The sequence below is a fragment of the Bdellovibrio sp. 22V genome, from assembly GCF_030169785.1.
Classification (GTDB): domain Bacteria; phylum Bdellovibrionota; class Bdellovibrionia; order Bdellovibrionales; family Bdellovibrionaceae; genus Bdellovibrio.
Map to the genome: position 1 here is coordinate 836,885 of NZ_CP125854.1, position 13,992 is coordinate 850,876.

Here is a 13,992-nt window from a genome sequence, read left to right on the forward strand (position 1 = left end):
GGGGTCAGTGCCACTCGGTGGAATCATTTTCATCGTCATCTTCATCGCTCTTTTCGGAGCATTCTTAGTATGGGTCGCGTCCAAAACAGGCGGGACACCGAAATATCATCCGGTAAAATACGAACCCTACGAGTGCGGTATCCCAGCACTTGATAAAAAAGACACGAAAGTGTCGGTGAAGTATTATCTCACGGCGATTCTCTTTATCCTTTTCGATATCGAGATCATCTTCATGTATCCGTGGGCAACTTCATTCCGCGAATTCATTTCCACTGGCATGGGTGCCTTTGTATTTATCTCGATGATGGTCTTCATCGCAGTATTCATCTTCGGCCTCTTCTGGGAAGTAAAATCAAAAGCATTGGAATGGGACTAGTTCATGGGAATGGGTAAAGATATTTTTGAAATAACCGTCAACGGTTTAAAACTCGTTGTCATCTTTTTGATGATGGTTCAGGCAGTACCTATCTTGGTTTGGCTTGAACGCCGTGGTTCCGCTTTCATTCAAAACCGTTTGGGTCCGAACCGTGTTGGTCCTCTTGGTTTGATGCAGCTTCTTGCGGATGCGGTGAAATTCTTGACGAAGGAAAACTTCGTTCCTGATACCGCGAAACCATTGTTGTACTACGCAGCTCCGATCTTCGCTTTGATTCCAGGTGCAGTGGCTTTCTCTGCAATCCCAATGTCGACACCAATTCAAATCGGCACGTTTGAAATGTTCGGCTCAACTTGGGGTCCTTATACGTTCTTGGTTCAAGGTTATGATATCGGCGTTGGTATCGTATTCATCTTGGGTGTTTCCTCTTTAGCTGCTTACACGTTGTTGATGGCGGGTTGGGGTTCCGGAAACAAATACTCTTTGATGGGTGCTTTGCGTGCATCGGCGCAAACGATCTCTTACGAATTGGCTTTGGGTCTTTCGATCGTGGGCGTGATCATGCTTTATGGTACGTTCAATCTCCAAGACATGACATTGGCTCAACAAGGTCCTTTGCACTTCTCTTTCTTCGGTTACACAGTAACAGCAAACTGGCTTCCTAACTGGGGCATCTTCTACCAACCCCTAGGTGCTTTGTTATTCTTTACGACAACGTTCGCGGAATCCAATCGTCTTCCATTCGACTTGGCAGAGGGTGAGTCTGAGCTTGTTGCCGGCTTCCACACAGAGTACGGCGGATTCAAGTTCAACATGTTCTTCATCGGTGAATACGGTCATATGATGATCGCATCCGGTTTGATGGCTTTATTCTTCTTCGGCGGCTTCGGTATTCCTTACGTGTCCGTAGCGCAAGTTCAAGAGTGGGCGACGTCTGTAACTTCGACGGCGGGTGGTGCAAGCGCATTAACAGCTCTTGTTCACTTCCTTTCGTTCTTCGTTAAATTTGCTTTCTTCCTTTGGGTTTTCATCTGGGTTCGTTGGACGCTTCCGCGCTTCCGTTATGACCAATTGATGGATTTCGGTTGGAAGACTTTGCTCCCTTGGGCATTGGCAAACACTATCATCACTGCGTTCGTGATCTACATCGCATCTTTAGGAGTATAACGTGACAGCAGATGCATTTCTTTTTTGGTTCCTGGCGATCGTCACTCTGGTTAGCGGCCTGAGTGTGATCCTTATGTCGAACCCAATTTATTCTTCGCTTTGTTTGGCGATGACTATGGTGGGTATCTCCGCTCTTTTCGTGACATTGAATGCTTACTTTATTGCGGGTGTTCAGCTGATCGTTTATGCCGGCGCCGTGATGGTTCTTTTCGTCATGGTGATCATGCTCTTCGACTTGAAGAAGGATTTACAGGCGTTTACGAAAGGTAAGTTCACAGGAGCTGTGAAAATCGCCTGTGTCGGTTTGCTTGCAGGTCTTGTTGTCGGCGCTATCAAAGCTGTGTCTTTGGCAGGTCAGTTTGTTGAAAAAACAACAGACAACGTAGTGACAGCAGGAACGGGAATGGAGTCGACGAAGGCTCTGGGACACATCCTTTTCACAAAATACATTTTCGGATTTGAAGCTTTGGGCGTTCTTCTTTTGGTGATCGCTGTCGGAGCAGTAGCATTGGCGCGCAGTAAAGGTGGAACTCATGAACACTGATATCATCAATAATATCGGTTTGACTCACTACTTGGTTTTGGCGGCTCTTTTGTTCGTAACGGGTATGGCGGGTGTTCTTCTTCGTCGTAACGTGATCGTACTTTTGATGTCTATCGAGTTGATGTTGAACTCTGTGAATTTGACATTCGTTGCGTTCAGCAAGTTTATGGGACTTCTAGACGGACACATCATGGTGTTCTTCGTAATGACGATCGCAGCGGCGGAAGCGGCTGTGGGTCTGGCGCTGGCAGTTTCGATCTTTAAACGTTTCAACGAAGTTAATATTCGCTTCTTTGAGCACTTGAAAGGTTAAGGGAATCAGCAGTGAATCACTCTCTATTAATTGCCCTTGTTATCCTCTGCCCTTTGGTTGGCTTTCTTATCAATGGAGCTCGCTATAAAAAACACTCTGCAAACGTAGCGGGTGTTATTGCAACTGTGGCAGTAGCTATTTCTTTTGTCTGCTCGATCTTGTTGGTGACAGACCTTATCGCAATGCCGGCGGAATCTCGTCAAATCTCTGCGAAATTCTTCGAATGGATGGCGATTGGTAAGTTTAAGATCGATGCGGGATTCCTTGTCGATCAAATCAGCGCGATCATGATCTTGGTTGTGACAGGTGTGGGTACGTTGATCCACATGTTCTCAATCGGATACATGCATCACGATAAAGGTGTGGCAAAATACTTCGCTTACCTGAACCTGTTCATCTTCAATATGTTGTTGCTTGTTTTGGGTGACAGCTTGCTTGTGATGTTCGTTGGTTGGGAAGGCGTGGGACTTTGTTCTTACCTCTTGATCGGTTTCTGGTTCTCTGATTCTGAAAAAGCGGCCGCAGGTATGAAGGCCTTCATCACAAACCGTATCGGTGACGCGGCTTTCTTGTTAGGCATGTTCGTTCTTTTCATGACATTCGGAACTTTGAACTTCTCTGAGTTGAACGCTTTGGCGCCAACGACAGCAGAGGCTTCTTGGTTGGGTGCCGTGACTTTGGGAACGTTGTTCTTGTTCATCGGTGCGACGGGTAAGTCAGCGCAAATTCCATTGTACGTTTGGCTTCCAGATGCGATGGCAGGTCCAACGCCAGTTTCCGCTCTTATCCACGCGGCGACGATGGTGACTGCCGGTGTTTACATGATCGTGCGTTTGAATCCGCTCTTTATCATGGCTCCGAACACAATGATGGTTATTGCGATTATTGGTGCGGCGACAGCGGTTCTTGCAGCGACAATCGGTATGACCCAATGGGATATCAAAAAGGTTCTTGCCTATTCTACGGTTTCTCAACTTGGTTATATGTTCTTGGCTTGCGGTGTGGGTGCATTCGGAGCAGCAATGTTCCACTTGATGACTCACGCATTCTTCAAAGCCTTGATGTTCTTGGGTTCTGGTTCCGTGATCCATGCGATGCACGAAGAACAGGATATTCGCAAGATGGGCGCACTGAAAAAGTACATGCCGATCACGCACATCACGTTCTTGTTAGGCTGGTTGGCGATCATCGGTATGCCGCCATTTGCCGGTTTCTTCTCGAAGGATGAAATCTTGGCTTACACATTCAACTCTCCATTTGGATCTCCAGTATTGTGGGCGATGGGGGCGTTGGGTGCGACTTTGACTGCGTTCTACATGACTCGTTTGATGGCATTGACTTTCTGGGGTAAGAGCCGCGTTCCTAGCGATGTTCACCCGCATGAGTCTCCAGCCTTGATGACGATTCCGTTGATTGTTCTTGCGGTTCTTTCTGTGATTGGTGGTTGGATCGGTATTCCTCACGTTATCGGCGAGCACCTTGGTCATTTGCCGAATGTTTGGGAGCACTGGTTGCATCCTAAGATTTCTCCAATTCCAGGATGGCAAGCGATTGATCATACAACAGAGTGGACTTTGATGGGTGTCTCTGTTGGTTTGGCAGCGATTTCCGCGTTCGTAGCGTATCACTTCTATGTGAAAGCTCCTGAAACTCCGAAGAAAATCGCTGAGAGCATCAAGCCTGTGTACAACCTTGTGTATAACAAGTATTTCGTGGACGAGCTTTACTTCGGTGCGATTATCAACCCGCTTGTAAACATCAGTAAAAATACGTGGTACTACGTTGATGTGAACTTCATCGACAAGATGACGTACTGGGCGAGCGATCTTATGCGCGGTATGGGTTCCTTCGTTCGTTCTATCCAAACTGGTAATATGCAGCAGTACGCGATGTACATCGGGATCGGTGTCGTTGTGGCTCTTTCATTTGTGATCATGAGGTAATGTATGATCCTGAGTAGCATTGTTTTCCTACCTCTTTTGTTCGCTCTGATCGTTGCAGTATGGCCTAAGTCAAATACGATTCGTCATTTGGCTTTGGGTCTTTCTGTCGTCGAGTTCCTTTTCAGTCTTTCGATCTTCAAACACTTCGATCCGTCTTCTGCGGGTTTGCAAATGGTTGAGAAGTTCATGTGGATTGAAAGATTCGGCATCCAATACTTCATGGGGATCGACGGGATCTCCTTGTGGTTGGTGCTTTTAACTACATTCTTAACTCCGATCATTATCTTGGCGAGCTGGACTTCGATCACTGAGCGAGTAAAAGGCTTCCACGTTGCCTTGTTCATTTTGCAAACGGCGATGTTGGGTACTTTCCTTGCGATGGATGCGATCTTCTTCTACGTATTCTGGGAACTTTCTCTTGTACCAATGTATTTCATGGTAGGTATCTGGGGTGGAGCTCGCAGACTTTATGCAACGGTGAAGTTCTTCATCTACACAATGGCCGGTTCGGTTTTGATGTTGGTAGCGATCATTTACATGATGTACCTCACTCAAGAAGCTACTGGTCAAATGAGCGCAAGCCTTTTGGATTTCTATAAATTGAAAATCCCATTCGTCGGCGGCACATTCTTCAGTTTGCAGACTTTGATGTTCTTCGCGTTTGCGTTGGCTTTCTCTGTAAAAGTTCCGGTGTTCCCACTTCATACTTGGTTGCCTGATGCCCACGTTGAAGCTCCGACTCCTGGCTCTGTAATTCTTGCCGGTGTCATGCTTAAGATGGGTACTTACGGTTTCATGCGCTGGGTGATTCCTCTTTTCCCAGAGGCTTCTGAATACTGGGCTTGGTTGTTCATGCTGATCGGTGTTGTCGGTATCATTTACGGTGCGTTGGTTGCGATGGTTCAGCCGGATGTAAAAAAACTTGTCGCGTACTCTTCCGTATCGCACATGGGTTACATTTTGTTGGGTCTTTTTGCTTTCAATGCTTTCGGTATGGCCGGCGGACTTTACCAAATGTTGAACCACGGTATTTCTACGGGTGCTCTGTTCATCTTGATCGGTATGATCTACGAAAGAACGCATTCTCGTGAAATTTCAAAATACGGCGGATTGGCGGGCGTTCTTCCGATCTTCACGATCTTCTTCTTTATCATCACCTTGTCTTCCATCGCGGTTCCAATGACGAACGGATTCGTAGGTGAATTCTTCATCCTTCTTGGAACTTTCCAAGCACAACCGGTTTTCGCTTACTTCGCGGTGACAGGTGTTGTTTTGGGTGCGGTGTACATGTTGTGGATGTTTAAGCGTGTGTTCTTCGGGCCGGAAGGTGAGCTTGTAAAAGACGAGCATCATCCTCTTCATGATTTGAATGCGCGCGAGATCGTTGTGCTTGTTCCAATGGTGATCATGGTGTTCTGGATGGGTCTTTTCCCGAACCATTTCTTGAATTACTCCAAAGCAAGTATCGACTACTTGGTGAACAACAGATCCAACTACAACCTGACGATTGTACAACCTGGTGCTCCTGCGGCTGAGCAAGCTCAGGGAGGTAACTAATGAATAACATTAATATTGGTCTTAGCGACATCCTTCTAGTTTCTCCGATGATCGCTTTGTTTTTGGCGAGCTTGATTCCTATCACGGTAAAAGTTCTTCGTGGAAACCGCGAGCAACACCCTCTCGTAACATTGTCTCAGGCAATGATCGGGATCGTGGTGGCTGTCGGTCTTTTGATCGTTTTCGGTGGCGCTGGTAAAACGGCGTTCAATAACGGATTGATCTTTGACGGCGTGACTCAGTGGATGGGCGTGATTGCTTTGGCGGCGGCTGGTGCTGCCATGGTGATGATGTACGAAAATCCTTCAACGACGGGAAAACAATTCTCTGAGTTGATTTTCTTGGCGATGAGTTCTGCCGTAGGGATGTTGATCCTGGTTGCGGCCGTAGATCTTTTGATGGTCTTCATCGGTCTTGAGATGATGTCTTTGGCGCTTTACTTGATGATCGCAATGAGCCACGAAGAAAAGCTTTCGAAAGAAGCGGCTTTGAAATACTTCGTTCTTGGTTCTTTTGCCTCCGCGGTTTTCTTGTACGGTGTCGCTTTCATTTTCGGTTCAACAGGTGGAACAAACATCTTGGCGTTCATGGATAGCGCGGCAGAGCTAGTGCAAAGCAGCCGTTTGTTCTTGTTCGGTATCACTTTTGTGATCTTGGGCTTCTGCTTCAAGGTTTCAATTGCTCCATTCCACGCATGGACTCCGGATGTTTATCAAGGAGCTCCAACTCCGCACACGGCCTTTATGGCGACAGCGGTAAAGACAGTTTCTTTCGCCGCTTTCTTGCGCGTGATTGCGACGAAGTCTTTGGTTGGTTCGGACCACTTGTTCGATATCTTGCAATGGTTGGCAGTTATCACGATGATCGTGGGTAATACGGCGGCTTTATTGCAAAACAATTTGAAGCGTATGATTGCGTACTCTTCAGTCGCGCACTCTGGTTACATCCTTGTGGGAATTGTCACTGCGGGTGTGAGTGATAACGGCGCATTCGGTGCTTCCGGCGTGATCTTCTATCTTTTGAGTTACGCTTTGATGACTTTGGGTGCCTTCGCGATCACGAGCATGATGGAAAAATCTGAAAATCATATCGTGAACGTGGAAGATCTTGCAGGCTTCGCAAGACAAAGACCTATGTTGGCATTGTGCTTTACTGTGTTCTTGTTGTCTTTGGCAGGCATCCCGCCAACGCTTGGATTCTTCGGTAAGTTTTACCTTTTTAATGCAGCTATCGGCGAAGGTTTATTGTGGTTGGCTGTATGGGGTATGATCAGCTCCGTGATCGGCGTTTACTACTACTTGAGACCTATCGTTGTTATGTACATGAAAGATGGAAACGCGGAAGTTGCAGGCCATTCTTTGAACGCAACGACTGTGACAGCTGTAGTTATGGCAGTTGCCATCGTTTTGATGGGCTTTGTATCTGGTCCCATTTTTGCGGCCGTGGAAAAAAGTCTTTTATAATTTTCCAATATAAAGACGAAAACAAGAAACCCTGGTGTGATAACCGGGGTTTTTTGTTATCATAGCGTGAGATGAACAAGAAATTTCACGACCTCATTCATGAAGCTTCCAAAGTCGTTCTTGATAAAGATGTGGAAATCCGTTTAGCGATGACCTGTCTCTTGGCTGGAGGACATCTTTTGATTGAGGATCTTCCCGGCGTTGGCAAAACCACTCTCGTTCAAGTTCTGGGAAAACTCACTGGATTAAAAACACGCAGAATCCAATTTACGATTGATCTTCTTCCGGCGGATGTTATTGGCGGTCAAATCTTTCATCCGCAAGAGCATCGCTTTATTTTCCATCCAGGCCCTTTGTTTTCACAACTCGTGATGGCGGATGAACTCAATCGTGCAAGTCCACGCACACAAAGTGCCTTACTGCAAGCGATGGAAGAGGGAGAAGTTTCAGTCGATGGCGTCACACATGTTTTGCCAAAACCGTTCTATGTTATTGCGACACAAAATCCGCATCAGCAAACGGGTACCTTTCCTTTGCCGGAAAGCCAGCTAGATCGTTTCCTGATGAGCCTCGAGTTGCATCATGCCTCAAAGACGACAGAAGTTAGAATTCTACAAGGAGAAGATCCGCGGCACTCGCTGCAAAAGCTGACAGCACTTTTCACGGAAGAAGAAATTTCAGAAGCTCTTGGTCAAGTCGACAAGATCATACTTTCATCGGCAGTTGCACAGTATATCGCAGACCTTCTAGAGAAATCGCGCCGTCCTGGGTTCGAAGGAGCTCCGCTTTCAACGAGAGCGGGAATGTCTTTAGCAAAAGCCGCGAAGGCATGGGCATTTCTTGAGGGGCGCAATCACGTTCGGCCAGAAGATGTACAACAAGTTTTGGTTCCAGTTCTAGGTCATCGTTTGGGAGGAAATCATGGCATCAAGAGAGGTCGTGAATGGGCCGGGATCTTACAAAAGAATACTCCCGTTCCTTCCTAGAAGAATCAGAACCCGCACATACATTATGCCAACACGCTTCGGAACTTCTTTCGGATTGATGTGTCTGGTTTTGTTTTTTCTGGCCGTCGGATATTCTAACAATCTCGTTTATATCTTTTTCTTCTTTTTAGTTTCAGTAGCCTTCACGGGAATACTTATAACAAATCGAAATGTCGACAGTGTAGAACTGCAAGCTCTGCATGGGGACGAACTTTTTGTCGGCGAAAAAAATTTCTTACGAGCAGAGCTTAAGAATACCGCTAACGGATCCTCTTGGGATCTGTCGGCCTCACTGCCAAAGCCGCAGGCGGTTTCCAATAGTATCGCTCTTTCTTCTCAAGAGACGGCTCAGGTGGAAATTCCATTTGCTCCGACGCAACGGGGAGAAGTCACGCTTCCGCGTGTTGTGATTCAAAGTACATTTCCTTTCGGATTGTTGCGCGCTTGGAAGGTTTACAAGAAAACGCCGCCCTTCCTTGTCTATCCTGCAAGAGTGGGGGATTTAAAATTTCCCCAAAAGTCCGTGCAGGGAGATGAACATTTAAAGTCAGGTCTTTTCCGGGATCATCGCCCTTATCAAAGTTCTGATCCTGTGGCGCGCGTTGATTGGAAAGCGAGCGCCCGCCGACAGGAGTTGTTGGTTAAGAACTATGAAGAAAACGAAAAGCCGTCGCTCTATTTTTCGTGGGACATGACCGCGGGAATTTCGGATTTTGAAATGCGTGTTTCGCAATTGTGCCTTTGGATTGATGAGGCGGAAAAGCAAGGTCATAAATACGCTCTTCTAGTTGGTGCTAACAAAACCGCTTTTTCGCGCGGTCCTCTGCATAGAAAGTCCTGTTTGGAAATTCTTGCCCGCTTAAATGCCGAGGACGTCGTATGAAAAGGTCGTTCTTCGCACAAATATATTTTGCCTTAGCTTTCTTGGGCGCGATGCTCATGCTTGCCATTGAAGTGCCTGCGTGGATCGCTGTTTTCAGTCTTATTATTGTTCTTTGGAAGTGGGCCGCAGAAGCCAAGAAGTGGAAGCCGTTGCCGCGGCGGTGGACCGGTGTACTCAGTATCCTTCTATTGATTCAGGTGCTTGTGCAGTTTAGAACACTCATCGGTCAAGAGCCTGCGTATACATTCTTGCTGGGACTTTCTGCGCTGCGAGTGATGGATTATGAAAACGAACGAGATCATAAGTTTCTTGTTCTTTTGGGTTTTGTACTTGTTTCCGTGAAGGCTCTTTTTAGTCTCGATATCTATTGGATTCTTCCGTCGGCTTTGTGTTTTGCGGGCTTGTGGTTTTCACTTTTACCAGCGCATTTGCCGCAAAGAACTTCAGCGCTGGCGAAAATATTTTTGATTTCAACTCCTTTAGCTTTGATTCTTTTCTTTGCGTTTCCACGTTTTGTTTTACCATGGGCGATGTCGCGAAGTAGTTCTTCTTATGGCGAAGTTGGCTTTAGTGACGAAATGAATCCGGGCCGTGTTGCCGAACTCGCCACCAATTTGGAAACGGCTTTTCGTGCTAAGATTCAGAACTTGGATCAAAAACGAATTCGCGATCTTTATTGGCGCGGCTCCGTCTTGAGTGAATCGCGTGGATTAAGCTGGCGCCCGCAAAGAGTCGGCTTACAAACTCCGCCAAACATAAACCACAGCCTTGCGACTTATGAAGTGGCGCTCGAACCCACGGGGCAAAATTTCATCTTCGTTCTAGATGGAACTGTGAACGTGGTTATGGAAAACCCGGTCATGCCATTGCGATATTCTCTGTTCAGATCGACAAGACCGATTACGAAAACGACGGTCTATCAGGGGTTCTGGGACGAGAACTTTGTCGACAACCAAACTCCGGCGGAAGAATTTCTGCAAACACCACCGCTTCGGGGCCGAGTGCTTGATTTCGTTGAGTCTATTCAAGACCGCAATCTTGATGAAACCGGAAGGCTTGCTGAGCTAGAAAAATTCTTTTCCGATAAAGGATTTGCTTACACCCTGTCGCCAGGAATTTATGGCGTCAATGACCTAGAGGCCTTTCTATTTCATCGCAAGCGTGGGTTTTGTGAACACTTCGCAGGATCTTACGCCACTTTGGCAAGAGCCTTGGGAATTCCTGCAAGAGTCGTCGTTGGTTATCACGGCGGAAAGTACAATCCGCGCGGTGAGTTCTGGAAAGTTTCGCAAAGAGATGCGCATGCCTGGGTTGAAGTTTACACGCAAGGCGCGTGGAGGCGGGTGGACCCGACAAACTGGGTGGCTCCGTTACGTCTGTCACTTGGTGGAGAAGAATTCTTCAATCTTTCAGAGGAAGAACAAAGTGCTTTTGCGCGAAGTATGGATTGGCGGCCGTCGCAAACGCAAAGTCTTTGGGGATGGGACGATCTGAGCTATTGGTTTGAGGATTTAAACTATCGTTGGACTTACTTTCTTGTTGAGTTCGATCGGGGCTCTCAACAAAGTTTTTGGAAAGGAATAGGCGCCTACAAAGCCGAAGCCATTGTCATCGTGCTGCTCGTGATACTCCTTTTTGTTTTAATTTTCCGAAGTCTTTTCAGGCAGAAAGATTTACTCAACGAAGAACAAGTTCTGTTACAAGCAATCGAAAGGTGGGGCACAAGTCAGCGTGTACCAAGAGATCCGGCCGAAACGCCTTTGCAGTATTTCGAAAAACTCAGCGAGAAATTCCCACAGACGAGATCTGTTTTGGAGATGGTTCAAGAACACTATGATTCCGTCGTGTATGCACAAAAAGCTCCATCGAGTTCAAGCAAAGAACTGCTCAAACTCTGGAAAAAAGTTGGGAAAAAGGTGCCAGGTACCTTTTTCCCAAGTTAGATATCGTATTGGCGAAGGACGTTGATTCCCGATTTGAATCCGATGCGCACAATGCGCGCAAGAATCGCCGGATTTAAACTGAAGTGATCGACGAAGAACATCTCGTAGTTTTGTGGACGTGGAGAGATGTAAATGTAGTCGACTTCGGGGCGATAGTTCACACGATGGCGAATGATTTCAAGCAGTTTGTCTCTGTGCTCTGGTGGCAAGTTCATCTGCTTGAAGTAACCATCAACAGCATTGTAGATACCGCGAATGTCATTCTTGTATTGAATGTGACGCATGATCTTTTGTTGCACAACTTGATACAATGCCTGATTCGCGATCAGTGGAATTCCATAGTTGTGAAGCGAACCCATTTCTTCCGTATAGTGATACGGTTGAATCGAATAAGATGAAATCACAAGATCGGCGCCATAATCGGCCGCCACGTGGGTCGAAAGCGTGTCGCGAATTTCTCCGTCATAATAGAAAATCTCTTTTCCATCAGGACGTTTTACTCCGTAAGGAGCAAACACCGGCGGCAAAGCTGTCGAACAAGCGACGGCATCGCTGATCGTCGCGTAGTTGATGTATTTTGTGTCGCCTGTTTTATAAGACTCTGGAAAGTTTCCGAAGATCGCTTTGCGGGTGTGATTAAGCTGAGTTCCGATAATAAAAAGACCGACACCCAAACGAGCGAAGTCGTTATCGAGCAGAACCTCTTTACGTAGATAACTTTCGATGCCGCGTGTTGAAAAGAGACCGTTCAGTTTCAAACCGTTCTTCAAAAGAGATTCAAAACCACCCGTGACTAAAGCTTTCTCCATCAAAGTTCTTGGAATGAACTTGAGAAGACCGCTTGAGTTGAGATTGAAAATATCACGGTAAGAAATCGGCTTAAGATAACGAAGATCCGTTTTATCGAAGGTTGGATTTGTTCCCGAGCCGATTTGAAATGCGTTTACTAGTGATTCAACGGAGTATCCGGCAGCCAAGATGGAAGCAACGAAAGCTCCCGCACTTGAGCCCACATAAAGACGAATCGTGAGAGGGCCCTCGTCTCCAAAATTCTGACGCACCATCTCTTTGGTTCCGCCAGCAAACTTGAAGCCTTTTTCTTGGAGGGCAAGGCAAACGCCAATATGGAAAGCCGCCGCTTTAATGCCGCCACCACTTAGGACTAGAGCCACCTTCTTCTTATCACGTATCCGCATAATCTATTCTTAAGTATCGGTATTCTGCGGAAAAGGAGCAAAGAAATCTTTTTCTTGACGATAAATCCATGACTTAGGAATGCTTAATCAGACCTTGGTCTAGTGAATAGGCATTGATTAGCCAGATCAAGGTCCTGAAATTGGTGGAATTTGAATAACTACTCACACAAAATTTGACAGACCGAAGTCGTGTGATAAGGTTGGATACGCAAGCCAAGTAGGGTGACCACCTTCCCAAAAGGCTTGAAATAAGGGGATTTAATGAACGTCGAAACTCACGGTTCTTGGTTACCGCTAACGGACTATTCCACTAAGTACAAAATTAGTGTGAGTACACTCCGCCGTAGAATCAAAGCCGACGACATTAAGTTCCGATTTGAAGACGGCAAGTACTTCATCATGGATGAACCGATGGGTACCCATCAAAGAGTACATCGCCCCTCCCAAGAAAGCGACCTCGCTTTGGTGGGTGCTCATCAAGGAATGATGAAAGGTAACGACACTATGTCAGCTTCTTCAAAAGACGAAATGAAGGCTCAGGACCTAAACGCTGTAAAGGCAAACAAGGATGAGCCCATTTTGACTGCCGCAAACAAACTCCTCAACGAGTTGAAAAAAGCCTACACGCAAATCCTTCAGGAAAAAGAAGAACAAATTTTTCAGCTCAAAGACGAAGTCTCTGACCTAAAAACTTTGGTTCGCGTTCTAGAATCCGAAAACGACCGCCTCAAAGGTTTCAAACAATAAAAAAGTGCCTGCTTGTTTTTTCTGGCTACAGCGCATCATCTAGACGATGTTGCGAGCGGCGCGTTTTCTTACAATAACTTCATTGCCAAAAGTTAATGCATTCACTATCAAAGCCCCAGAGAGAAGGGGTTTTGAAATGAAGTTGTTTGTTGTGATGATGGCTTTGTGCGGTTTCGCAGTCTCTGCACAAGCTCAAGAAGTATCTGCTGAAGTAACGAACTCAGTTCTAGTTGAAGAAAACGCGATGGATGAGATCAATCCATTCGACGAAAACATCGAGGCGACTCTTGAACAAATGGATCAGGCCTACCAAGAAGAAACAGGTCTTTCTCCATTTATCGAAAGTCTTTTGCAGCCTATGGGCCCAGGCTGTTTCCGTGAGTCTTGTACTGTATGGGTGCAAGTTTCTAAATCTCGCCAAAAACTTTATTTGTACGTGAATGGCGTTCATCAACAGACTTGGGATGTTTCAACAGGAGCTCCTGGTCACGGTACTCCAAACTTTGATACGCACCCGAACGGCAGAATTTACGACAAGTACACGTCTTCAAAATATCCAGGCGGAGACTACAAAGGTCTTGGCAATATGCCTTACGCTGTTTTCATCAGCGGTGGATTCGCGATTCATGGCACCGGTACTAGCAACTGGAAGAAATTGGGAACTCCGGCATCTCATGGTTGCATTCGTGTTCATCCAGACAATGCTTACTACTTCAATCGTCTTGTAAGACAGTACGGCATTTATAAAACTTGGATTACGGTTCAGCCGTAATTTCTAGAAACATTCGCTCATAAGTTTTAACGACGAAAACAAAAAGGCCGAACTCTCGTTCGGCCTTTTTTATTGGGAAAAAGGTACCTGGTACCTTGTTCC

At 46.3% G+C, this 13,992-nt stretch carries 13 protein-coding genes; 12 read left to right on the forward strand and 1 reads right to left on the reverse strand.

The genetic code is table 11. From position 1 onward, the window contains the following. Nucleotides 1-7 precede the first annotated feature (7 nt). From QJS83_RS04025 to QJS83_RS04070, 10 genes are all read left to right on the forward strand, one after another. Nucleotides 8-376, forward strand: a complete 369-nt coding sequence (locus QJS83_RS04025) for an NADH-quinone oxidoreductase subunit A (RefSeq protein ID WP_284607817.1) — start codon at nt 8-10, stop codon at nt 374-376. Between the two features lie 3 nt (nt 377-379). After that, nucleotides 380-1,543, forward strand: a complete 1,164-nt coding sequence (locus QJS83_RS04030) for a complex I subunit 1/NuoH family protein (RefSeq protein ID WP_284607818.1) — start codon at nt 380-382, stop codon at nt 1,541-1,543. 1 nt (nt 1,544) lies between these two features. Then, the gene (locus QJS83_RS04035; protein ID WP_284607819.1) at nt 1,545-2,087 is read left to right on the forward strand and encodes an NADH-quinone oxidoreductase subunit J; all 543 of its coding nucleotides are present in this window, start codon (nt 1,545-1,547) and stop codon (nt 2,085-2,087) included. Further along, nucleotides 2,077-2,400, forward strand: a complete 324-nt coding sequence (gene nuoK, locus QJS83_RS04040; protein ID WP_284607820.1) for an NADH-quinone oxidoreductase subunit NuoK — start codon at nt 2,077-2,079, stop codon at nt 2,398-2,400. Before QJS83_RS04035 ends, nuoK begins: the two co-directional genes overlap by 11 nt. Before the next feature lie 11 nt (nt 2,401-2,411). After that, the gene (gene nuoL / locus QJS83_RS04045; protein WP_284607821.1) at nt 2,412-4,343 is read left to right on the forward strand and encodes an NADH-quinone oxidoreductase subunit L; all 1,932 of its coding nucleotides are present in this window, start codon (nt 2,412-2,414) and stop codon (nt 4,341-4,343) included. A gap of 3 nt (nt 4,344-4,346) precedes the next feature. Further along, on the forward strand, nt 4,347-5,900 hold the full coding sequence (locus tag QJS83_RS04050) for a complex I subunit 4 family protein (protein WP_284607822.1): 1,554 nt from the start codon (nt 4,347-4,349) through the stop codon (nt 5,898-5,900). Continuing rightward, on the forward strand, nt 5,900-7,363 hold the full coding sequence (locus QJS83_RS04055) for an NADH-quinone oxidoreductase subunit N (protein ID WP_284607823.1): 1,464 nt from the start codon (nt 5,900-5,902) through the stop codon (nt 7,361-7,363). Before QJS83_RS04050 ends, QJS83_RS04055 begins: the two co-directional genes overlap by 1 nt. 71 nt (nt 7,364-7,434) lie before the next feature. After that, the gene (locus QJS83_RS04060; RefSeq protein WP_284607824.1) at nt 7,435-8,349 is read left to right on the forward strand and encodes an AAA family ATPase; all 915 of its coding nucleotides are present in this window, start codon (nt 7,435-7,437) and stop codon (nt 8,347-8,349) included. Beyond that, nucleotides 8,285-9,232, forward strand: a complete 948-nt coding sequence (locus tag QJS83_RS04065) for a DUF58 domain-containing protein (RefSeq protein WP_284607825.1) — start codon at nt 8,285-8,287, stop codon at nt 9,230-9,232. Before QJS83_RS04060 ends, QJS83_RS04065 begins: the two co-directional genes overlap by 65 nt. Beyond that, nucleotides 9,229-11,175: a transglutaminase TgpA family protein gene (locus tag QJS83_RS04070; RefSeq protein ID WP_284607826.1), complete on the forward strand. Its 1,947-nt coding sequence runs from the start codon at nt 9,229-9,231 to the stop codon at nt 11,173-11,175. The genes QJS83_RS04065 and QJS83_RS04070 overlap by 4 nt, the downstream gene beginning before the upstream one ends. Here QJS83_RS04070 and QJS83_RS04075 read toward each other — a convergent pair. Beyond that, nucleotides 11,172-12,371: a patatin-like phospholipase family protein gene (locus QJS83_RS04075; protein WP_284607827.1), complete on the reverse strand. Its 1,200-nt coding sequence runs from the start codon at nt 12,369-12,371 to the stop codon at nt 11,172-11,174. The two genes, QJS83_RS04070 and QJS83_RS04075, sit on opposite strands and share 4 nt — an antisense overlap. A gap of 261 nt (nt 12,372-12,632) precedes the next feature. Between QJS83_RS04075 and QJS83_RS04080 the strand changes: the two genes are divergently transcribed. Beyond that, nucleotides 12,633-13,118, forward strand: coding sequence for a hypothetical protein (locus tag QJS83_RS04080; protein WP_284607828.1), 486 nt, complete (start codon nt 12,633-12,635; stop codon nt 13,116-13,118). A gap of 136 nt (nt 13,119-13,254) precedes the next feature. After that, nucleotides 13,255-13,890 (forward strand): L,D-transpeptidase, encoded by a 636-nt coding sequence (locus tag QJS83_RS04085; protein WP_284607829.1) that lies wholly within the window; start codon nt 13,255-13,257, stop codon nt 13,888-13,890. The last annotated feature ends 102 nt before the right edge of the window (nt 13,891-13,992 follow it).